General features: G+C 46.3%; 15 protein-coding genes. All 15 read right to left on the bottom strand.

Going from position 1 to position 24,149, the window contains the following annotated elements:
* Positions 1–72 precede the first annotated feature (72 nt).
* The 15 genes from EPL05_RS23450 to EPL05_RS23520 all read right to left on the bottom strand — a co-directional run bounded on the left by EPL05_RS23450 (position 73) and on the right by EPL05_RS23520 (position 24,129).
* Positions 73–2,844, bottom strand: a complete 2,772-nt coding sequence (locus tag EPL05_RS23450) for a TonB-dependent receptor (RefSeq protein ID WP_128536424.1) — start codon at positions 2,842–2,844, stop codon at positions 73–75.
* 1 nt (position 2,845) lies between these two features.
* Positions 2,846–3,598, bottom strand: coding sequence for a hypothetical protein (locus tag EPL05_RS23455; RefSeq protein WP_128536425.1), 753 nt, complete (start codon positions 3,596–3,598; stop codon positions 2,846–2,848).
* A gap of 219 nt (positions 3,599–3,817) precedes the next feature.
* Positions 3,818–5,119 (bottom strand): sensor histidine kinase, encoded by a 1,302-nt coding sequence (locus tag EPL05_RS23460; protein WP_128536426.1) that lies wholly within the window; start codon positions 5,117–5,119, stop codon positions 3,818–3,820.
* The gene (locus EPL05_RS23465; protein WP_128536427.1) at positions 5,103–6,476 is read right to left on the bottom strand and encodes a sigma-54-dependent transcriptional regulator; all 1,374 of its coding nucleotides are present in this window, start codon (positions 6,474–6,476) and stop codon (positions 5,103–5,105) included. The genes EPL05_RS23460 and EPL05_RS23465 overlap by 17 nt, the downstream gene beginning before the upstream one ends.
* A gap of 17 nt (positions 6,477–6,493) precedes the next feature.
* A complete protein-coding gene (locus EPL05_RS23470; RefSeq protein ID WP_128536428.1) occupies positions 6,494–7,675 on the bottom strand; it encodes an ABC transporter permease in 1,182 nt (393 codons plus the stop codon).
* 32 nt (positions 7,676–7,707) lie between these two features.
* The gene (locus EPL05_RS23475) at positions 7,708–8,937 is read right to left on the bottom strand and encodes an ABC transporter permease (protein ID WP_128536429.1); all 1,230 of its coding nucleotides are present in this window, start codon (positions 8,935–8,937) and stop codon (positions 7,708–7,710) included.
* A gap of 25 nt (positions 8,938–8,962) precedes the next feature.
* Positions 8,963–9,628 (bottom strand): ABC transporter ATP-binding protein, encoded by a 666-nt coding sequence (locus tag EPL05_RS23480; protein WP_128536430.1) that lies wholly within the window; start codon positions 9,626–9,628, stop codon positions 8,963–8,965.
* A gap of 208 nt (positions 9,629–9,836) precedes the next feature.
* Entirely contained in the window at positions 9,837–11,294 is a 1,458-nt protein-coding gene (locus EPL05_RS23485) for a TolC family protein (RefSeq protein WP_128536431.1), read from the bottom strand.
* A 4-nt stretch (positions 11,295–11,298) separates the two neighbouring features.
* Positions 11,299–12,546: an efflux RND transporter periplasmic adaptor subunit gene (locus tag EPL05_RS23490; protein WP_128536432.1), complete on the bottom strand. Its 1,248-nt coding sequence runs from the start codon at positions 12,544–12,546 to the stop codon at positions 11,299–11,301.
* A 541-nt stretch (positions 12,547–13,087) separates the two neighbouring features.
* A complete protein-coding gene (locus EPL05_RS23495) occupies positions 13,088–15,115 on the bottom strand; it encodes an alpha-amylase family protein (protein WP_208394827.1) in 2,028 nt (675 codons plus the stop codon).
* Positions 15,116–15,148: 33 nt separating this feature from the next.
* Positions 15,149–17,476, bottom strand: coding sequence for a glycoside hydrolase family 95 protein (locus EPL05_RS23500; RefSeq protein WP_128536433.1), 2,328 nt, complete (start codon positions 17,474–17,476; stop codon positions 15,149–15,151).
* 145 nt (positions 17,477–17,621) lie between these two features.
* Positions 17,622–19,598 carry an SGNH/GDSL hydrolase family protein gene (locus tag EPL05_RS23505; RefSeq protein ID WP_128536434.1) on the bottom strand — a complete coding sequence of 659 codons (1,977 nt, stop codon included), beginning with the start codon at positions 19,596–19,598 and terminating at the stop codon, positions 17,622–17,624.
* Between the two features lie 87 nt (positions 19,599–19,685).
* Complete coding sequence (locus EPL05_RS23510) at positions 19,686–20,912, bottom strand: DUF4998 domain-containing protein (protein ID WP_243837369.1); 1,227 nt, start codon at positions 20,910–20,912, stop codon at positions 19,686–19,688.
* Positions 20,913–20,940: 28 nt separating this feature from the next.
* Complete coding sequence (locus EPL05_RS23515) at positions 20,941–22,185, bottom strand: DUF4959 domain-containing protein (RefSeq protein WP_128536435.1); 1,245 nt, start codon at positions 22,183–22,185, stop codon at positions 20,941–20,943.
* Positions 22,186–22,218: 33 nt separating this feature from the next.
* Positions 22,219–24,129, bottom strand: a complete 1,911-nt coding sequence (locus EPL05_RS23520; protein ID WP_128536436.1) for a RagB/SusD family nutrient uptake outer membrane protein — start codon at positions 24,127–24,129, stop codon at positions 22,219–22,221.
* Positions 24,130–24,149: the final 20 nt, after the last annotated feature.

Consider the following 24,149-nt stretch of genomic DNA (forward strand, 5'->3'; position numbering starts at 1 on the left):
GCGTTGCTATAGCAACCCAAATACGTAATACCACTATATAAAATCCACTAAACACTATCAAATCCATTATTATCAGAACCTTATATTGTAATTGATGAATGGAATTGGTTTTGCAAAAATGGATAGTTTATACCCGGTAATTACCCCACTCTCCTGCGTAAAATAAGTAGAATATGCGTTTTGCCTGCCGGTAAGGTTGTAAACACCAATAGTGAATGAGTTGTGCGTTGCCTGGTGTACCTTGTGGTTACCATCAATATTCATCGAAAAATCGCTTCGGAAATAATCAGGGATGCGGTAGGCGTTCCTGTCGGAGTAGTACACTCGTTCGGAGCCCGCGTAGTAGTATTTACCGGTTGGCAGGGTAATAGGCCTGCCGGTGCTGTAAGTTACGTTTAACGATAAACTAAAACGGTGTGTAAAGCGGTAATTGCCCACAAAATTAAAGCTGTGGGGCTTATCGTAGTTGGCAGGATAAAAATTACCGTTGTTTACCGGCTGGCCAACGGCAGGGTCGTCCTGCTTTAAAAAGGTGCGGGAGTAAGCGTAACTGATCCAGCCGTTAGCTGAACCAGTGTTCTTGCGGATCATAAACTCAACCCCATAGGCCTTGCCACGGGTGTTGATAACATCTGTTTCTATGTGGTGATTTAGCACCAGGGTAGCGCCGCTGCGGTAATCCAGGTAATCTTTCAGCCTTTTATAATATACCTCAACCGAAGTTTCGATAGTGTTTGATTTTAAGTTTTTATAGATCCCCAGCGATACCTGGTCGCCGTACTGCGGCTTAATGTTGGGGTTGCTTAACTGCCAAACATCAGTAGGCGCAATTGCCGTTGTGTTTGATAGCAGGTGGATGTATTGCCTGAGGGTATTGTACCCCCCTTTGATGGACAGGTTATCGCCCAGGTTGTAGCGCGCGGAAAGCCGTATTTCGGGGCCGCCATAGGTTTTAATGATCTTGCCGCTGCTGTAGTTGGTGCTATCAATAAGGCTGGTGCTGCTGCGCGGCAAGCCAGGCGCGTAATTGTTAACGGCTTGCGGGCCAAGGAAATTATATAAGGAATACCGCAGGCCAAAGCTTACAGAAAGATCGTCGTTCACATCGTATTTATCACCCAAATACAAGGCACTTTCCAGGGCTTGCTGGGCAGGTACCACATCTGGCAAGGCTAAAGATTTTGCATCGTTTGGCCCGTAAGTACCCGGGTGCAGCTTGTAATAAATGTTGTTTAGCCCAAAGGTGATGGTGTTACTGGTGTTTAGGTAGTAGGTAAAATCTGATTTGAAGTTGGTTTGATTGATATCAAACTTAAGTTTGTAGGCATTAACAGGGTTATCAAAGCTGGATATATCGTACTGGTATCTGTCGCTGCCTACCAAAAACAAGCCAAAAAGTTTATTATTAAAATTATGCTTCCATTTAATATTTATGTTGCGGTTGCTGTAGCTGTAAGCGGTATCGCTATTGAGTTTAAACTTATCGCGGCTAATGTAACTGCTGATGTAAATATTGTTCTTATCGTCTATCTGGTGGCTTATATCCAGGTTAAAATCATAAAATGATGCCTGGCTGTTTTTGTAAGCATCGGGCAATAGCTTAAGCAACCAATCTGAATAGGTGCCACGGGCACCAAAGATAAAGGAGGTTTTATCCTTAATAATAGGCCCCTCTATATTAAACCTGCTGGTTATTAAACCAATACCGGCGGTACCGGTAAATTTCTTTTTATTGCCCTCCCTATCGGTAACATCCAATATAGAGGATACCCTGCCGCCAAATTTTTCGGGGATGCTGCTTTTGTACAGCTCCACTCCTTTTACAATATCGGGGTTAAAGGCCGAGAAAAATCCAAAAAAGTGCGACGGGTTGTAGATGGTTGCATCGTTAAGCAATATCAAATTCTGATCGGCCGAACCACCGCGAACGTTAAACCCCGTTGAGGCCTCGCCAACGCTTTGCACGCCGGGCAGGGTTAAAACCACCCTTAATATATCGGCCTCGCCAAATACAGTTGGCACCTGTTTTATACTTTTAATATCAAGCCGGGTTACGCCAAGCTCAACAGCCCTTACGTTGGCAACCTTATCGGCAGATATTTTTACTTCTTTTAAGCTGGTAACCTGTTCCATCATCTCTATGATAATCTTGCCATCAGCGTACAGGATGATCTGGCGCCGGGTATCGCGCATGCCAACGCCGCGGATACTGAGCAAATGCCGCCCCTTGGGCAGGCTTAGGGTAAAATAGCCGTATTGGTCTGTAGCTACACCGGTTTTTTGCGCGGTAATGTAAATGCTGGCACCGGTAACAGCCTCGCCCGATTTTATATCCCGGATATAACCCGACAACGTTGCCCTCCCGGCATCAATAGTATTGGTTTTTACCCCAATTTCGTATAGTTTGTTTTCGGTGGTAGCTTCGGGGATTATTTTGTCGCCATCGTTAACAAAAGTTGTTACGGGGCTAACGGGGGCGGTTGAAACGCCGGGCGTTGCCTTTATGCCAAAAAAGCCCGGGGCAAGCGTTGTTTGTAAGATCTTTGTTTTGGTTAGAAATACTTGCTGGCCGTTTAGCGCGTAATGAAAATCGGTGCCGCTGAAAGCAAGATCCAATATGGCCGGCACCGTTTTATCGGTGGCCTGCAGGGTTATCTTCAGGCTATCAAATTGGGCGGCATCATAGTAAAAACGATAGCTGCTTTTACTTTCAATGTCGGTAACTACGGTTTGTATAGTTGCCTGCTGAAAATTTACGCTAATGACAGGGCTGGCAGGCTGCTGCGCTTTTACAAATTGCGCAATGAATAAACACCAGATGCCAAACAAGTAAAATTTCTTCATATTAGTTATTTATTTGGTCGTAATAAGCTATTACTTTAACCATTGCCTGTTCTTTTTCGTCGTAGAAGCTGATGTGATTATCCTTAATGAATTTTTTTAATTCGGGCTTTTTATTTTTTAAAGCTTCGAGCAATGATCTTTGGCTGCTGAAGCTCTTATAAGAACCACCGCTCATTTTGAGATACATTTTCCGGTCTTCGTCTGTAAAGTAGCTATCCAGGGTTGACGAAGCATGAGACTGGATGGTTTTTTCGCGATGGATGATAAATTGCGTTTTACCATTGTACATCAAATCGTAAAAGCCGGTGATAAGGTTTGGCCCATTTGCTTGTGTTACGGCGTCCAACCTAAAAAAGTGGTGCCCAAATATATCAAAACTCTGTACCCTGTTGCTTATCAGTTCAATGCTCGCAATTTTGCTGGACAGCTGCATCACTACCGATCCTTTATAAAGATCGTACATCACTTGCAGGTTTTTATACACAAACCCATCGTACTCTACGGTACAGTTGGTAAATTCTGGCGACTCGGTGAAATAAGCGCTGCCCTTCAGCATTTTGGAGTAAAAAGTATATTCCGGCCCATTAAACAGCCTCGATTGCTCGCCGATGTTTTTGTAATACCCTGCAACAACGTTGTCTATCTGAGTTTGTCTCGCGCTTGTATCGCTATCGGCATTTTGCCCGAAACTGTTTATGCTGACCACGAGGAAGGCAAAGCAACCAAGTGCATTTTGGTATAAGGTTTTGGTCATTGAATTTGAGTAAATATTGGCATTTGAATTTACATAGTTTTAGTTAAAAATCAATGCGTTACCAGAAAAATCAACTTAAAATTTAATTGTAACGAATTTATTACGGGGCAGATGCTATAAACGCTACGGGCACCGGAGAAAAAACACTACCATGTAATTCATGTAACCGATTGAAAAACGGCAGGTTATCCCTCAAGGAAAGTGGATGTTAGATGTATATCAATTAAAATTAATTGAAAACACGGTGCGGTGCTCCGCGATGGTTTTCAGGGAGAACTCGAAACCGTGGTTCAGCATGATCTCGCGAACCAGGGTGAGCCCGATGCCCTGTCCGTCCTTTTTGGTGCTAAAAAAGGGCGAAAAAAGCTGAGCGTTTTCTTCGCCGGTAATGCCTTTACCATTATCGGTAATGGTAAGCAGTCGTTTTTTTGTATCGATATCAAAAGTCACCGCACCTTCTGTTTCAATGGCTTCAATGGCATTTTTTACAATATTGATAAGGGCCTGCTCCAGTTGCTCTACATCCGCGGCAATGATACAGGGTTTGGGGCCGGGGTTAAATACAAGCTGCACATTTTTGCCATGCGCTTTTATCTGCATCAGCTCAATAATCGCTTGCAGCAACAGGTTAAGGTCGGTTTGTTTTTTGTTGGCGGGAGGCAGCTTTACCAGGTCGGCAAAGTTGCGCATAAAGTGGTTCAGGTTTTGGTTTCTGTCGAAAGCCACCTGCAGGGCGTTGTTCAACAGCCCGTCGGGCTGGGTTTGCCAAAGGCTATCAGTACGCAGGGCCGATTGCAAAATAGAATTAACCGGGCCAATGGTATTGTTCACCTCGTGCGCCATCATACGGATCACTTTGCCGTAGGCGTTCTTTTCGGCAGCTAATATTTCGGCAGTAAGTTCTTCTATCATTAAAAACCCACGCTGAAAACCCCTGTCTACAAAGTACGAGCGCTGCAATTTATAGGTGTTAATGCCATCGGGTTTTACGGTAATGGTTTCGCCCGCTTTAAGGCTTGCGGCCTGTAGTAGTAGCGGGTTTTGCATCAGGCCTATCTCCTGCCCTATCAGCACCTTTTCGGTTAGGCCGAGTATTTGGGCAGCTTTGGGGTTAAGCTGCTGCACGCGGTTATCATGGTCAAGTATAACAATGCCGGTTGGGGAGGTGTGGATCAGCTTCTCTAAAAAAAAGTGCTGTTCTTCCTGCCGGGTCCGCTCATCTCTTAATGCGTCTATCATCTGGTTATAAACGTTTATCAGTTCATCAACTTCGTGTTTACCGGTTGGCAAAAATTTCACATTAAAATCCTGATCCTTTATGGCTTCTATCCCTTGCAGCAGCATTTTTATAGGGCGTATCAGCTGCTGGTAAAGCTGTACCGCAATGATCACCGAGATGATGATAAACACCTCCGAAACAATGAAATAAACCCTGTCTTTATCAAAAATATAAAAGCTGAGTGCAAGCGCAAGCGCGTGCAGTAATACTACAAATAGGATGTACTTAGTCCTCAGCTTCATCGTAAGGGATCTCAAATTTATCAAGCCGCCGGTATAGCGCGCTGCGGGTTAAGCCTAATGCCGTTGCCGCCTTGCTTACCCGGTTCTTATGGAAAGCCATGGCGCGTTTTATCATCTCAATTTCCATCTCCTCCAGCGTTACGGTACCCACGCCCGGCCATTTGGTGTTGCCGTTCTTTTGCGGCGACAGCTCCAGCTGCGATTTAAAATCATCAATCTCCAGCACGTTCTTTTTACTTACCAGTATAGAGCGCTCCACCAGGTTCTTTAACTGGCGGATGTTGCCCGGCAACGGCAACTGCTGCAGCCACTTCATGGCGCTTTTACTCACCGTAAGCCCGGGCCGGTTGTAGATCTGTTTGAGGTTATTGATAAAAAACTCCACCAGCAAAGGGATATCCTTTGGCCGCTCGCGCAGGGCGGGCAGGGTTACGGTTATCAGGTTGATACGGTACAACAGATCCTCGCGGAAGGTGCCGGTACCGGCCATTGCCGTCAGGTTTTTGTTGGTGGCACAAACCACACGCACATCCACTGTTTTGGTGCGGCTGCTGCCCAATACTTCGTAGGTCCTGTCCTGCAGCACGCGGAGCAATTTCACCTGGCTGCCGGCATCCAGATCGCCTATCTCATCTAAAAAAATGGTACCTTTATTGGCCATTTCAAAACGCCCGGCCCTATCAAAGCGCGCATCGGTAAACGCCCCGCGAATATGCCCGAACATCTCACTCTCGAACAAAGAGGTGGAGATGCCGCCCAAATTCACTTTTATAAATGGCCGGTTACGGCGGAGGCTGTTATGGTGCACGGCCTCGGCTATCAGCTCCTTGCCGGTACCACTCTCGCCCATGATCAGGATAGAGGCATCAGTACCGGCAACGCGGCCAATAGTTTCCAATATCTGCAGCATCTGCGGATCTTCGCCAATGATGTGCTTAAAATTATACTCCTTATCCAGTTGTTTGCGGGTACGGTTTACAGCGGCGTCCTCGCGCAGGTCTAACAGGGTTTTTACCGATTGCAGCAAATGCCCGTTATCCCAGGGTTTGTTGATGAAATCATTAGCGCCCATTTTCATGCCTTGCACAGCCAGCGCAATGCTGCCCCAACCGGTTATCAGTATCACCGGGAGAGCAGCGTTCAGCTTTTTAATATCGCCTAATAACGTCATCCCCTCCTCGCCCGTAGTGCTGATAGAAAAATTAAGGTCGAGGATGATCAGCTCCGGGCCATCTTCTTTTATGATACGCAAAGCCTCGCCCGGTGTTTCGGCACCGGTTACGGCGTAGCCCTCACTTTTCAGCAAAAGCTGCAGCGAGGTGCGTACCGCAATATCATCATCAATAACCAGTATCATATGCCAAAGCTAAATTTTTATTCCTCATGTAAAGCAACCGCCGGATAAATTGCCGCGGCCTGTTTGCCGGGGTAAAGTGAGCATACCAGCACCAGCAGGTAAATAAATATAACCGCGAACAACATGGCAAACAGGTAAACACTTGCAGGTAAATCAAATACGTTTAATAACGGGAATTGCACCGCGAAGAACGCACCGATAATAAGCGACAAGGTTGCCAGGATCATGGCCTCGCTAACCAGCTGTAAAGATACCGCGGCACCCGGAGCTCCTACCGCCCTGCGCAAGCCAATTTCGCCCCGGCGTTTGTTGATGTTGTACCAAAGCACGCCGAAGATGCCCAGCGCGACATTAATGATCAAGAAAGCAGCCACAATAGAAAGAATGATAAGCGGCACCAGTGTAAACTTGTTATAAGCTACCAGTCTATTATCCAGGTGCTCTATCTCGATATTAGAGTTTTTAAACGTGTTCGCCATCAGCTTGTAAAGTTTCCCCTCAAAAGCAGCATCGGCATCTGGCGTAACTTTTACCAATATTTTGCCCATCCATTTGTAAGAAGCCGTATCATGCCGGTTATAAAGCGCGTAGGCAGGGCGCTGGTAATCTCCATCGGTTTTTATGTCATTTATTACACCAATGATCCTTTGCCTGGTTTTAACGTTATCGCCAAGCATTTTACCAACAGCATCGGCCTTGCCGAAAAGTTTTTCGGCAAGCATCTTATTAACAACAATTACTTCCGACTTGATCACAGGATCGGTTTTATTATACCAACGGCCGGAGAACATGGTAGTGCCCATGGTGTTTATGTAATTTTCATCTGCAAAAAAGTTGTTTATACCGGTAACTTCTACACCCTTTTGGGTTAGGCCCGTAGTGTTGTGATTGTTAGCGAAAGGTACGTTACCACTATGATACCCGGCATTTACCACCTGCGGCATAGATTTGATGTTGCGCAGCAGGGTTTGGTAAACTAAAGTAACCGAATCGGGGTTTTGGGTTTCTAAGGTATGATTATAACTAATAGCCCAAACGTGGTTATAATTAAAACCCATGGGTTTGGCGTAGTTGTTATAGGAGTTGAGCGCGAAGCTGAACACCCCAAATATGACCATGAACGAGAGCAAGATCTCCACAATAAGCAGGGAGTTTTGCTTCTTTTTATTCCAGATCATTTTAAATAAATGCTTGAACATAATATTTTGAATTTTAAGATTGATAAAATTATTTAGGCCTTTAAAGCCAGTACGATGTTGAGTTTAGACATGCGCCAGGCAGGGTAAACACCCGATAGCAGGCCGAAAAACATACAGGTAAACAGCGCGTAAGCCAGTACCGTAAAGTTTAGGCTTAAATTAAGATTGGCTATCAGCTCAGCATCGTTGATGAAATACATCACCACTACTGAAAGCACTACGCCAATTATCCCACCCAAAAACGTCAGGATCAGGTTCTCTACAATAAACTGGTATACCAGTGTTTTTGATGATGCCCCAAAAGCCTTGCGCACCCCAATTTCTGATGAGCGCTCCATAATACGGGTGATGTTTACGTTCACCAGGTTTAGGGTGGGTAGCAGCATTACAAACAAGGCAAACAGGGTTATTGCTGTAAATGCGTAAACCATGCCCGAACTTTTTTCATTTCCGGTACGCACATAACCTTCAATATAGGTATCGGCATGGCTATAGAGGTGGTCCCACTCCTTACCGGGGATGGGTAGTTTGGCTACGATATTGTCATACTCTTTTTTCATTTTTGGTACATCGCTGCTATTTTCTGCCAGTACGATAGCCGAGTAATTGCCCATATAACCCTTATCTGCATCCAGCTTTGTTTTGGACGTAGTAATAGGCAGGTATATATCCGAATATAGCGTGTAAGAGGTTATTGGCAGGCTTTTTACAACCCCGCATACCCGGTATTTAATATTGTCGGCCTCAATGTACTTGCCCACAGCCGGGCTGTTGTCGTCGCCAAAGTACTCCTTTTTCATATCCTCAGATATAACGGTAACCCGCTCTGCATTATCTGTTTGTTGTCTGCTGATGGGTTTACCTTCCACAAACTCAAAATCCAGCACTTCCCAGAATGCGGCATTGGCGTACTTGTAATTGATGACGATCTTACGGTTATTTACATACGTGTTGGTGGAGCCGAAACCTGATGAAACAGCGATTTTAACAGGCGTTTTCATTTTGTTTACAAAGCGGCTGATATAAGAATAACTCAAACCGCTGGAGTTCATAGATTCTTTACCGCGCAACTCGATGTGGCTGATGTATAACGACCGGTCGCGTTTTTTATCGGGGTAATTATCGTTCACTACCTTATCTATAAAGGCAGTCATCACAAGCAGTATGGTGAGCGTAAAGCTGATGCCAAACAAACTGATGAAAGTAAAGAACTTCCGGCGCCTGAGTACGGCTATGGCTATTTTGAAATAATTTTTTAACATGATATTAATGTTTTAGGCTGATAAATTATTGAACCTGCGACCCATCGAACAACCTCACCAAACGGTGCGTTTTTTTGGCCATGTGCTCATCGTGTGTTACCATTACTATGGTGGTGCCTTCGTCGCGGTTGAGCTGTAACAGGATATCCATGATCTCGTTACCCATTGCGCTGTCCAGGTTACCGGTTGGCTCATCGGCCAGGATTATCTCCGGCCTGCCCACAATGGCCCTTGCAATGGCCACACGCTGGCGCTGCCCGCCAGATAGCTGTGTTGGGAAATGTTTGATACGGTTGCTTAGCCCTACTTTTTCCAAAGCCTCGGTAGCCAGTTGCTTACGTTCCTTCGCGGTGGTATCACGGTAAAGCAGCGGTAACTCTACGTTATCCAGTACCTGCAGATCGTTTATTAAATGGTAGCTCTGGAAGATAAACCCAAGCTTTTTATTACGGAATGCCGCCAGCTGCTTATCAGAGAAATTGTCGGTGACTTGCGAATCGATGTTGATGCTTCCCTTCGAAGGCATATCCAGCAGACCCATAATGTTCAGCAGCGTACTTTTGCCGCAGCCCGATGGGCCCATGATGGACAAAAACTCGCCTTTTTCTATATCAAGGTTAATGCTGTTTAACGCTAAAGTTTGGATGGTGTCTGTACGGTACACCTTTTCAATGTTTTGTAATCGTATCATTTTAGTTGTGAATTATTGATTTAGTGGATTTGTGATTTTTGTATGTTGTTAATCGTGTTGTTTGTCTGTTAGTCGCTCGGTTATTTTACTCACCCGCGGGTTCGCTTCGCTGCCCGACCTTCTTTGCGCCGCAAAGAGGGTGAGGAGTTTTTTTGTTTCTTGTCTCGTGATTCTTATTTCTTGATTCTTGTCTCTTGATTCTCTCGCTCTATTTATAGTTTATCTTCTCTTTCCGCTCAAAATCATAAAGGCTTAAATATCTCAATTGGTAATACGCTCCCCAGAAATCGCGCAGGGCGGCTACGTAATCGCGTTTGGCCTGGTCGTTCTCCTGGAAGGCGATGCTGAGGTCGGTAATGCTCAGGTCGCCTAACACGTAGCGGTCACGGGCTATTTTATATTTTTCGGAGGCGATACTGTCCGCCTGCGCTGTGAACACCAACTGGTCTTTCATCATATTGAACAGCGTTACCTGGGTTACTATCTGTTGTTTAAAGGTTTGTTTATCCTGTTCCACCGCGTACTCAATAAATTGTTCGTTGGCCTGGGCCGTTTTCACGCGCGATTTGGAGCGCCCCCAATCCAGCACCGGGATGCTGAACTGCAATTGCAACAGTTGCTGGTTTTGCGGGTTACGGTAAACATCGGGGATGTTCCTGGCCGTGTTAGAAAAACCAATGTTGGCGGTTAAGGTTGCAACCAGCCCGCTTTGACCCCTGGCCTTGGCCACATCGCGTTTGGCCTCGGCAATTTTGCGTACAAACGCTATCGCATCGCTGCGGTTGGCAAAAGCCTCTGTCAAAACCTTATCGGCAGATACCTCCATATTGATGGTTGCACCCGGCAGTTCCAATGAAATTTTATCCTCTCCTTCCGCACCGGTATAGGTGCGCAGGTTCAGGGTGGCAATCTCCATATCGCGCTTGCCAGTGCCTACAGCTTTTTGGGCGTTCAGACGCTCTAACTGTAATTGCAGGATCTCGTTTTTAGAGATCTTCCCAAGGTCGAACTTTACTTTGGCAATGGTGAGGATCTTTTCGGTATTGGTAAAGTTGGTTTGGGCTATCTGATAATTCACCTGCGCCAGCAGCAGATCGAAAAAGTAACCGGTAACCGTAATGGAGATCTGCTCCTGTGATTCGATGTAAGCTTGCTTGCTCTCGTTAAACTTCAGCGGCTCTATCTTTTTATCCCACTGTAAAGCGTTAAACTGGAATAGCGGTTGACTGTACCCGATAGCATAAGGCACGCCGTTAAACAGCTCGTTCTTGCGGTCGAAATCGTAAAAGCGCTGCATAGAGGTAGTGCCATAAACCGTGCCGCCTGTCGCGGTAATACTTTGGCTAAAATCAAGCTGCAGGGATGAATTATCGTTATGCACCGGCTGGAAAATAATGGTGCCATCCGGCTGCAATACCGGCTGTGTTGTTTTACTGTAGCCCGGTAAAATACCGCTTAGCGATAGCTGAGGCTGATAGTTTGATTTAAAGGTACGCCATTGCCAGTATTTGGTTTCGCGCGCGGTGGTGGCTTGTTTGGCAGCTATAGAATTGCCTTTGGCCATATCCACCACCTGCTGTAAGCTCAGCCTTACGGTATCTCCGCCGGTGTTGGCCGAGGCTTTGATGCCCGAAAATATGCAGATGACTATGTATAAATATTTCATGGCCTTAATCTTTAATAGTGAGTTCTTTGGTGTTCTTAAACTCGCTCATGTCTGATGTGATCACCACGTCGCCGGGTTTTACACCGTCTTTTATCTCTACAAAATCAAAATTACTTAGGCCGATGTGTACCGCCCTGCGTTCGGCTTTGCCGCCGTTTAGTACAAAAATATCCTGCTCTGCCGGGCCTTTAAACGCTGCACCGTTTGCTACGCGCATGGTTTTGCTGCGTACCTCGGTAACCACATAAACATCCACTTTCATGTTGGGGCGCAGCTGCTTGTTATTGCGCTCGTCTAACTGCACATCAAAGCTTACAATGCTGTTTTGTACGGATGGGTAAACGTTCACTACGTGGCCCTTCATTTGTACCTCGTTACTGCGCACTACAACCGGCATCCCGGTATGCAGCTGATCCATATAGGTATCAGAGATGCTGCCGTTCACTTTAAAGCTGCTGAGATCGGCAATGCGGGCAAGGGCGTCACCTTCATGCACGGTTGCACCAATATTTTTGTTAACATAAGTGACCACCCCGCTGCGGGTTGCAATAATGCTGGCTAACTGTAATTTGCGCTGCAAACCGTTCAGATCGTTCTGTTGGATGGCCAGAGCTATTTCGGCTTCCTTTATCTCAATCTGCATGGTTTGCTGCTTGCTTTTTATCTCGTTCTCCAGTTGCTTTTTTTCCAGCTGAGCAACTTTCAGGTTCAATTCTGCTTGCTCAATGCCTTCGCGGGTACCGCCGCCGGCTTTAAACAAGCGTTTGGCGTTTTCGACCGCATCGGCCAGGTTGCTGATGCGCAGTTGTTTGATATCATTGTTGGACTGGATATCGAAAAAGCTTTTGTTGAGATCCAGTTTAAGCTTGGCAATCTCGTTGCGTTTGCTCTGCATCTGGAAGTTGATCTTCTCAAACTCGGTTTGCGATGCTGATTTATCGAGGGTGAGGATAGACTGACCCGCATTCACCTTATTACCGGCATCCATCACCACATTTTTGATAGAGGCATTGATGGGGCTGGTTAAGATCTCTTCAAACTCGGGCAGTACTTCGCCGGTGGCGTTCAGGGTGTTTTCTACGCTGCCGATCTCTACGACAGCAGTGGTAATGTCGGCTCTTTTTATGCTCGATTTTAGGGTGGTACGCAACAGCCAAACCGATGCGGCCAGCGCCAGTATTGCGATGGCCCCTATTAAAATGCCCTTTTTCTTTTTGCGGGCGGTTACTTCCTGTTCTATCAGCTGATCCATTTTGTGACAATGTTATATGCACAGGGCTTTGCAATGGATGTACCAAAGTTAAAATATTGACAGTAAGGTAATTATAAAAAATAGACTATGAAAAAGTGCCCGATATCGGACAAAGCATTTCAATAGCGGGAAGAATGGTGTTATTTAGAGGAGGGGTAAAATTTGATTTTAACAAAAAATCCACTTTAGCCTCGTTATTTAACTGGCGACTGCTTCAAAATCAATCGTTGTTAGGAGGCTCCGCTGGAGCCTGAACACCTCAACAAACTTCTTCTATAAACACGTGGCTCCGCTGGAGCCAATTTGCTTTTTCACGAGAATAAAACGCTCCGTTAGGAGCATCGTGTTTATAGAAATTAAAAACAGGCCTCTCAGACTCCAGCGGAGCCCCCAAATCAGTTCAATTACAGCCGCTTGAGGTAGGTGTGGCGGTTGGATCTTTTTATTTCTTATTTCTTACTGTCTTTGCGAAGCAGAGAGGGTCGGGCAGCGAAGCGCACCCGGGGTGAGTCCACTCGACGAGCGCTTTGTCATTATAAACCTATTTAAGCGTAAACTTATACAGCGCGGCGTCCTCCGCATTAAGCTTCAGATCGATATTGTTATTCAACCCGATCTCGTTATCCTGCAAAACCTCTTTTAGGGCAATAATTTTGGTGGCCACTAATCCCAAACGCTGATAGTTTAGCGCATAAGCCTTTTCGTTTTTTGAATAATTGAACACCGCCAGATAGAAGGTTTTACCCACCTGCTTGGTAAACATTTCCGAAGCCCCGGTGCCGGTGTTACCTTCTACCGGGCGGAAGGCCTTGCCGTATTTCACCAGTTTCAACAGGTCTTTATTTTGATAGTATTGTTTAATGCGTTCCGTCCATTGCCCGGTTTTGGATAGATCGTCGCCGCTGATCCAGGTGCCGGTTACCAGGGCAGATAACAGGCGTGCGCGGTTCGCGCCAATTTTTTCGTCGTTAAATACCACGTGGTCGGCATCTATGTAGTTGTATAAATAGGTTTGCCACCAGCCGTAGCTTACGCTGTTGAGGGTATACTGTGTGTTATCAATACTTTTAAAAGCATCGCACGCAATGCGGCGCATGTGAACGTAGCGGCCAGAGGCCATACTTGGCGATATAGCGGCGTAAATAAGCATCTGGCTGCCCAATTGTTGGGTTAGGTATTCCATACCGGCTTTATAGGCTTGCATCCCGGTGGTTACTTTACGATCGTAAAAGTGGTTTGCCTCAATAGCGCCATGGCCCAGAAAATCAATTTTTATCATGGTAAAACCGCAGGCCTTTAGCTTGGCGACAACAAAGGCAATGCGCGCTTTGGTGCCGGGATGTGTTGGATCGAGCGCGCGGGCGCCATCCAGGTCGTGGTAGCCGCTGCCGGTTTTTGTCCACATATCACCGTACTTGTAATTACCGCCATCGGCTATCCGGTCAGGGCCGCCGCCATGTCCCCAATCGGTAAAGGGTGCCCAGTATACGCCGGGTTCCAATCCTTTGCTTTTGCAGTAATCGGCAAGTTCTTTTAGCTTACTGTAATCGCCATGCGACACCATCATATCCCAGTACGAATCGAGGTCGATATAGGCTGTATTCCTGGTGCGGAAAGCAGGGATGCTATCAGCAAAAAAATTGGCCACTTTAATGGTTTTGTCAAAGTTGATGTGTTCCTGTATTACGCCCCAGCTGTTCCAGCCTACGGGGGTGGATTTGCTCCAGTTAAAAACAAAAGGAGGCTCGGCAATGCGGTTGGCCTTGCTGTACTCTTCCATACCGCTGCGCCAATCGCTAAAACTGCCTACAAATATTTTGGGCGACCTAACCGTATTACCGCTGATGAAGCCATGCTGAATTTTATCGCGGGTAACGGCCTCTTCAGTATAACCGGCCCATACTTTGAGTTGGCCCACTGTGGCGTTCGATTGGGTTTCAACACCGGTTTTCCAAACCTCATGCTCTACCGAGCCGGCGATGATGCCATTGCGGTTGTCGTTAGCGTAAACTGTCCCAACTTCGGCGCTCGTTCCCGCGGTGGTAGTAAATGGTTTTGAATTATAGCTGATAAAGGTATCGTTATCAAAAGGCACAAAAAGGCTGCGCACATCGTTACCCGTAATCGGTTTAAAATGCCCTATCAGCGGCATCATATAATTGGTTTTTAGCGGCGCGCCCGTAAAGCAGATCTCCGTAAGGAAGTAATTGCGGCCGGTGTAGGTGTAAAACACCTGCTTCATTATCGGCTTGCCCGCTGCGGTTAACACAATGGTATGCTTTATACCTTTACCAAAGCCATCGGCTATGGCTATTTTGTTATACTGCCGTATCTCATAACTTTTTGTAGTGAGGGTATCGGCATTCACCGTTGCAACGGCGTAAATATCCATAAACACCTCGTGCCCGTTTTGGATAAAGTTGAACGTGCCCGTTTTTAAATTGTAACGGATGCTGCCTGCATCGCCAAAAGCGATATTGACAACCACGGGCGTTTTTGCCCCTGCATTAAAAATAAAAACAAAGGCAAACAGGATGCTTGCAACGTAGCAGATATAAATTTTAAGCATGATGTATTTTTAGGTGTTTACGAAAATAAGCGCTTAGCTTTTTACCGTATTAAGCGTTTTTAGCAAACCATTCATCTTTACCTTCACTTTCCGGGGGTGGGAAGAGATTATTTTACAGCTAATCACCTTCCCGTTTAACCAACTAAAGTCTACTATATAATTCCCCCGGGCTTTCACACCCTTAACCTGGCCCGATGCTTTCCAGCTATCGGGTATTGCCGGCAACAGCTCAATAAAACCGGCGTGGCTTTGTATCAGCATTTCTGCTATGCCGGCGGCCGTGCCAAAGTTACCGTCTATCTGGAACGGTGGCCCTGCTGATAACAAGTTTGGATAAATGCCCCCACCCGCTCCGTAGTTAATATCGGTACGTGTGGTGGGTTTCATGATCTCGGTAAACAATTTATAGGCGCGGTTGCCATCTTTCAGGCGTGCCCAAAACAGTAATTTATAAGCTATCGACCAGCTTGGCCCATCGTCTCCCCTCACCTCTAAGGATTTTCTGCAGGCTTCAGCCAATGCGGGTGTAGCCTCCGGCGTGATCAGCGATGCCGGGTACAGCCCGTATAAATGCGAGATATGCCTGTGCTGCGGGTCGGTTTCTTTGTACTCTTCCAGCCATTCCATCAGGCGGCCATCTTTGGCTATTTGCCCGGCGGGTGGCAGCTGCTTTAACTTCTCGGCCAAAGTTTTGGCAAAGGCATTGTCCTTACCCAGGAGTTTGGACGCGGTAATTACGTTACCAAAAAGTTCGCGGATGATTTGATTATCGATGGTTGGCGCTACGCAGATGCTGGCGGTTTTGCCGTTTGGCAGGTAAAAGGTATTCTCGGGCGATGAAGACGGCGAGGTAACCAGCCAGCCGGTTTTCTCGTCCTTATTCAGCATACTGCTATAAAATTGCGCCGAGCCTTTCAGTATGGGGTAAATATCGTTGAGGTATTTTTTATCCTGCGAGAAAGCGTAATGATCCCACAAGTTATTACACAGCCAGCCCGAGCCTGCCTTGGTTACACCCCATGACGCGCTTTCGCCGGGCTCAGTAAAGCCCCATATATTGGTGATCACATGCGCCACCCATCCATCGGCATTATAGTAGGCCTTTGCGGTGCGCTCGCCGGGTTTTACCATACCTTTTACCAGGTCGGCAAGAGGCAGGTTAAGTTCTGATAAATTGGATACTTCTACCGGCCATTGGTTCATCTGGATGTTCACATCCAGGTGATAATCGCCGTTCCACGGGGTTTGAATTTGGTTTGCCCAAAGGCCCTGCAAATTTGGCGGCAACAGCCCAACCCGGGTACTGCAAATACTTAAATACCGGCCAAACTGGTAAAACAGTACCGGCAGAAGCTTATCGGCATTAGGGTTCTGATGGAAGGTGAGCAAACGCCTATCAGTGGTTTCCTCCGGTGCAGTACTGGTTCCCAGATCTACCGAAACTCTTTTGAATAATTTTTGATACTTAGCAATATGGCTGGCCTTTTCTGTCGCGTATGGTGTTTTTAAAGCAGCGTTAAGCTTGGTATTCACATTCGCGTTAAAATCGGCTCCTTTAAAATCGGTACCTGCCGATAGGTATATCATGGCCTCGGTAGCGTTTTTTACGATAATTTGATGACCATCGTTACTAAGCTCACCGCCTTTTAATACAGCTTTTACTTTGGCAAGGTATTTCATTCCACCTGCATCTGTACCGCTGGCTAACTGACCTGCCATTTCTAACTGGTCGAATTTTCCGATGATCGTCGCGCGCTCGGGGCGGGATAAGTTGATACTGAAATTAAGCGTCCCGGGATGATCTGTGGTGAGTTTAATAATACTTACATCACTACCAAAACTTGTGAAATACTCGCGCTTATATAAAACGCCATTCACTTTAAACGATGCAGAAGCAACCGCGTTATTTAAAGAAAGCTCACGCTTATAATCAGTCGGGACTGCCTTATCACCCGCGTAGTTGAATTTTAATTGCAGGTTGCCTAAAGTTTGGTAGCAGCCAAACGGTACACCGCCGGAGCCAATGCCCTTACAGATAAAATTCTTATCAACCAGCGCCTGCGCTTCATCGTTTTTACCTTCGGAAAGCAACCTGCGAATCTCGGGGAGGCTTTTATAAGCTTCGTAGTTATTGGCATCCTGCGGGGCACCGCTCCACAGGGTAATATCATTCAGGGTGATGTTATCTTCGTAGACACCGCTGGTGGGCATCATACCTAAACGGCCGTTACCCAATGCCAGGGTTTCTTCCCAGCGGGCGGCGGGTTTATCGTACCAAAGCCTTAGCGGCTTGTTTTGCGCGAAGGCATTAAATGCTATAAAAACAGAAACAAGTGTAAACAGGCAGCAGTATCTTTTCATTCTTTTTGGCTTAGCGCCCTCAGCAGGCGGTTAAAACAAGCGGCTTTAGCAGGACTGTTTTAACATTTGTTTAATTCTATTGGCTGCATTAAAAATAAAAGCTTATCAGCGCTTATAAAATGGATAAAAGCATAAAAAGCATGGATTATTCGCTCCTTAAAAAATTCACAATACGGCAGGCGTAACCTTTGCTATTAGGGTTATGCTGATCAGATATTTTAAGTTTCACTATGTGCTTCCCGGCCTTTAAATTCCCATCGAACAAAATATACCATGGCAGATGCAGTCCGCCGCTCCATTGAGTGTACAGGTCGATATTTTTATAAGATCTACCATCTATCGTATAAGAAACCATACCCGCGTCACTGCCCGAAACAATAGCCATACCAATGGCTGTTCCTGTAAAATTCAATGTCAGTTCCGCACCGGGTTTATCTGCGGAGAGGACAGGGATGTTTACAAAACCGGGGCGTGTACCCAGACCATCTGTAGGTGTCCAATTTGGGTTAATGCTCCAATTAGCGTCAAGCTTCGCATTATTGATGCTGTAATAGTTACCGTTTACAAAACTGGCAGCGTTCAATCGTTTAGGGTGCAGTTGCGGGTGGAGACGTTTATTAATGCTATCACTACACGCCTGCAGCAGGGCTTTTATATTGGCGAAGTACAACTCCTGCCCAAACGGCGCGGGGTGCAGGTCTTTAAAATCCCTGTCCCAGTCAAATTCCTTGTTCTTTATCTTATCGTAAACCTCTTTGGCAATATTAATGGATGGCAGGCCGTAACGACTGGCCACCATTTCGTGGTTAGCAACCTCTTCGGGTGTTTTGCCCAATGCGTAATCCCGGTTCTTATCCGGATCGGCAAACTCCATCATAATGATATCCACCATGGGGTTAGCACATTTGGCATGGACGATGATACCCTCCAGATCGCGCACCTGGGTTAAGCTATCGGTGCTGTTGGCGCGGTCGTTTACCGCTGCCTCTAAAAACAGCAGGTCTATCTTGCCCGAATCCAGCAGATCGCGTTTCAGGCGGAAGGCGTGCGGTAAGCTGCCCAAAGATGGAATCCCCGCGGCAATAAACCTGAATTGTGTATTGGGGTAACGCTCTTTTAAATAAGCCGTTACCTTATCGCGCCAGCCGGGGTTAAAGGTGATGGAGCCGCCTAAAAAAGCCACCGTCGCCTTTTTCTTTTTATTGACGTTGTACAAGAAATTATTTATTGCGCCCCTCACTTTATAATAATCATTGTAAGGCAAAACGGACTTCACCGGGTAAGCGTTGCTCATCAAAAAATCCGCGATCTCTTCCGGGTGTTCAATGATAAAATGGTGCCCAAATAATTCCTGTGGCTTCTTATCTATCACTATCTCGGTAGCAGTGCCGCCTAATGCTTTATAATTCTTTACAAGGATGTTGGAGTTTTCGGTAACGGGCACTAATTTATCCGCGTTGCTGATGTAATGCAGTATGGGCACATGGAAAGCTGCCAGCCCCTCCAAATTGTCGATCGGGTTATCCTTAAAAGCCAATGCTTGCTCCTCAGTAAAGCCAAAAACCTGCTTAAACTGTTTCCATGAAGTGGTATCACCCATGCCTGTTCCCTTGCCGCCAGGCCAGCTTATAATATCGCAAACCGGGGTTTCGCCATAAATGCAGCTCACCTTATCTGGGTTGCGTTTTGCCCAGGCGTACGCGTATAAACCACCACGGCTCACGGCTTCCAAAGCCGGTTTTGTGCTGAACCACGCGGCTTTAAGCAAGTAGGCGTAAAACTTATCCCAAACCTGCATGGCCTGTGGACTGCCAAATTGGTTATCTGCATCAATATAAGCCACATACATGCCGCGCGAAAGCAAAACACTATCTGCATCGGTATGCCAATCTGCAAAGGAGGAACGCCAAACCCAGGGGTTGCCCGGCAGGGGTTTATTTGGTTTTACATAATAAGCATCATGCCCCTCGATAGAAAAATTTACCCGTTCGAAACCTTTCCATTTGGTGTTAAGCGGGGTGGCCTGCTGCGCCTTGGCCGGCAATATAAAACAAAGTAAAACACAAAAAGTAAAATAGTATTTCAACATCGGTATTGTGGTTTGGCCTGGTAAAGCTGCCATGTATCAACGAAAATAAGGTGTTTAAAACCAATAAACCATCCCTTTTGCAAAGAATGGTTTATTGATGTGTATCGGATAAGATAAAGTTTAGTTAAGAACGTCGTTCCAGAAGGTCATCTCGCCCATGTTGCTGTAGTTGCCATCATTGGTGGTTACGTGTTTTATACGCACACGGATGTATCTTACCGGCGGTACAGTGCCAAAATCGTATTTCTGGGCTTGCTGGCCATCGTCGGTTCTTTGGATGTCTTTCAATAGCGTCCAGCCTTTGGCCACCATCTCTGCAGACCAGCCGCTATCATGTGGCGATAAGCTTGTTTCGGCACCGCTGATATTGGCTATGCCCCAAATTTCAAACTGGTCGGGGTTGTTACAACAGTTACGGCCGGTCTCTTCTATCGAAGTAAGTTTTTTATACACCTTACCCATATCAAAAGTGATGGTATGCGGCATACCGTGGTCGCCATCGCTGTGGAAGATATTTGGATAACCCTGCGGACCTACCGAACCATCCCAGAGTTTGCTTACGCTGGTTTGCCCTTCGTAAGTACCGGCATCTCCGGATAACTTATTCTCTTTGAACAATGATTTGCTACACTGCGCTATGCCGCTAATAGCCGGAAAAGTACCGTAGTTTGCCACGTAAAAGGTATCGATGGAATTTTTGATCGGCACGTAAGATGAACGAAACTGCACGGGGGCACCCGATTTGTAATCGGTTAACGTAATGCCCAAACTATCGGGCTTTAGCTGTTTTACCACTTCTGCACCATTGCGGTTGGTGTATTTTATATCGGTACCAATATTTACTACGCTGGTATCGCGCGGCAAAAAGTTGAGCCTGATGTTACCGTTATCGCTCACCGAGAACGGGTTGGCGGCATCGTAAGTGCGGTTTAGTAAACCCGATTGGTAAATCGGCCCGTAAACCTTTACGTTATTTATATCCAATGGGATAGACCTGTTTCCCTTAGCATCGTACGAATAAATGGTGAACGAGTAAATGTACTCGTTCAACCCCGGGATAACCGCCGTGATAGAGTCAGTAGTATTGTGGTTGGTTGACGTTAAAGTGATCGAATCGGCCTTGTTGTTCCAATAGATCACATACTTGCTTATGCTTGGGTCCGGGCTTGGGTTCCAAACCAGGGCCGCGCGCAGGTTACCGCTTTTGGCATGTATTTTACCTACCAAACCCGGGTAGGTTACTTCCTTATTGTTAAGGAAGTTTTTAAAGTCTTTATCCTTGTTTCCGCAGCTGAATAAGCCAAGCATCACACAGGAAAACAGACAAATATTAAAAAGGCTTTTCATAATTTCTTTTTTAAATATTGATGAAATACTACTGCGGTTTACCGTAAACCGAAACTTCCATTAAGTGCGTTACATCGCCCTTGCCCCAGGTATCGTGCACCAGCAAGCGCAGGTATTTTACCGGCGGAGCCGATGTTGGCACCACAAAGTCTACCCCTGCCTCAACAAATTTTTCGTCGGTACCGTTGGTGAAACCCGGCTGCAAACCCGATGGCGGATTTGGATAACGGTAGTTAGAAAGGTTAACCCAATCCCCAACCACAGTACCTACCGATGCCGATGCCGGCAGCACTACATCCGCAGGCGACTCTTTACTCGAGCCCCAGAAAGTGAAGTTTTTTGGGTTACCATGGAAAAAAGCGTACTCCAGCGGGCGCTCCCAAATTTTGATACGGCTCAGCTGTGTAAGCACGCCTAAGCCAAATGTACATTGCAAAGGCTTGCCTGTACCCGGCTGCGTATGCCATCCATTAGAGTAGCCATCTGTTTTACCATCCCATAAATAGGGCAGCTCCCAGCCGTAACCAATATCGCTATCGCTTGCCTTTTTGTAAACCGAGAATTTGGTTTTATCAAGCTGGGTTTCAAACAGTGGCGTAAGGGTTACAATGGTAGTATCAGAAAGGTTGCCGAATTTATCGGTAAGGTATACGCCAAACTTGGTAGGTACCGAAGGGAACCCACGTACCGTATAGCTGATGGTATCGGTATTGGTGTAATGCTGGTCGGCAACTTCCAACGCTTTGGTAGAATTATCCAGGGCTATTAAAATTACACCCAGGTCTTTCCGGTTGGGGTTTAGCGCGTTTATGGCAACTCCGCCAAAATCTGTCGCTATGGTTAGCGATGGCTTTACCAGTTTATAAAACGGCGTATTGGGGTGTACGGTAACCTTTACGGGGTCTGATGCCACGTTGGCGCGGCTTATGGTGGTAAGCGTTACCTCATAGTCCTTCACATCGGCAAAACCATCAACGGCAACCGTATCGGTGTAATAGCTCGATTTGGTTTCGCGCGCGGTTTTATCATTTATATTATACTTTGCCAGTACATATAAAATATTTTCCGAGTTGGGCAGATCGTACGTAATGTAGGCGCCGCCGTTAAAGTTTTTTACCTGTACGTTGGTAACCACACCCGGCTTTGCTTTATCGGTACTTACCGGCTCTTTGTTGTAGCCATCGTTCTTTTTGCACGAACCGATGATACAAACCAGCGCCATGGCCAATGCCCAAAGCCCTGTTTTTGTTGAATATCTGTTTATCTTTTTCATATATCTAATACTTTTAGATGTTCCGTTTAAATTTTACCAGTAAGTATTTTGTACCAGGTTGCTGTTAACCGTAATGTCCTGGTCTTTAATAGGCCACAGGTAATTTCTCAACCCAAATACCGATGTAAATACGGTGTGCGGCTGGTAATAGTTGGCTGGCTGGCTTTCGTAAACGCTCCACCCTTGTATAGGTTGGCTTAATACGTTTTGCAACTCTTTCCACCTGCGCAGGTCCCAGCCGCTTTGTGCTTCAAAACAAAGCTCGATACGGCGCTCCTGGTGTACTATCTGGCGGAAACCATCTTTTGTGGTTACTTTACCCGGGGTGTTAGAGTAGTTTGTCCATGCGCTAACTACGCCCGGTATACCTGCCCTTGTGCGCACTTTATCTATATACGTTATGGCATCGCCTGTTGGGCCGTTTACTTCATTTGCACACTCAGAATATAAAAGGTACAAGCCTGCAAGCCTCATTAAAGGCAAACGGTAGCTCGATTCGATAAAACCATCATCATAAACCGATAAGTAGTTAACCAGTTTTTTTGGCCAGTAACCGGTGATGTTCAGCGTATTAATATCCTTAGGGCCGGCAAAGGTTTCTATACCGCGTGCTTCCACGTGGAAAAGATCGCCCAGGTTTACCTTACCGTTGCCAAACCATATACCGCCATCAAAACCAATGTTGGCATACATACGCGGCTCGCGGTTAAAGTGCTCTTTTGCGGTCGCGTAATTCTGCGCTATGTAAAAGCGGCTGGCGTTGTCGCCTGTTTTGATGGAATAACGGCCTGCGTAATCAAAGGTTTTATCCTCGTTTATAGGGACGCCTTTATCGCTGTAAAACATCTCCTGTGTAGCCAACGGCACCGCGAACAACGATGGGTTGCTAAAAATATTGATTACCGATTTGTTGGTTAAACGCGGCGTAGCGTATCCCTGGAAAGGGAACGTTGGGTTAAGCGCCCATATCAGCTCGGTATTCAACTCCCATCTTTCGGTAACGGCTGTTTGTACGGAAAGCACTTTACGCAAAGAATCGGGCAGTACGGTGATATTTGCTGGTGGTATAAACGTATGAAGAGACATCCCAGCTGCCTCACACTCGGTAATAGCTGCTTTGGCTGCATCTGCTGCTAATTTCCATTTGTTGGCATCATAAGCAGCCGGGAAAAGTGCAATGCCATCCTTGTCCTTCAAACTATTATAATCGGGGTTACCGTTAAACAGCGGGCTTGCAGCAGTTGCCAAAACTTCGGCTTTAATAGATAGCGCAATGGGCCTGGTTATGCGGCCCAGTTCCTGTACCTGGTTGGTAATAACCGGCGGCAGATCTACAGTTGCTTCATCCAATAAGCTTACTATGTAGGCAAAACACTCATCCAAAGGTGCACGCTTCACCTTTATTTCTTCGGTTGAGGCAGTGATATCCAAATTGGTTTTTATCAATGGTATTGGCCCGTACAAGCGCAGCAAATAGTAGTGGTAGTAAGCTTTTAAAAACTTCACCTCGGCTATCCAGCGTTTCTTTTCGGTTACGGACAGGTCGGTAGGCTTATCTATGTTCTCCAGCATGATATTACACCTGCGGATAGAACGGAAGATAGCCTGGCCGTGGTTTTGGCCATCCCAAAAGTTTAAGCCGGGGTTATTGCTGTTTTGCGTACCGCGCAGCAAAGCAAAGCCGGTTTCATCAAGCGGGTGCTTGGTTAAGTTATTTGGGTATACAATTTCGCCCGAGGTGGTGAAACCCGCGTTGGCCGTTGCATCGTACAATTGCTGCAGGGTTGCATAGCAGGTAAACAAGTAGTTCTCGGCCTCGTTGCGGTTGCGGAAAGCATACTCCAGCGTTCCAGTATTATCCGGAGCAACATCCAGGTACTTTTTGCACGATCCGCCAAGTAGCAGAACTACTATAACGCATACAAATTTTGATATTTTTTTCATGTTACTATGTGTAAATGGTG

The organism is Mucilaginibacter gilvus, from assembly GCF_004054195.1.
Lineage (GTDB): Bacteria > Bacteroidota > Bacteroidia > Sphingobacteriales > Sphingobacteriaceae > Mucilaginibacter > Mucilaginibacter gilvus.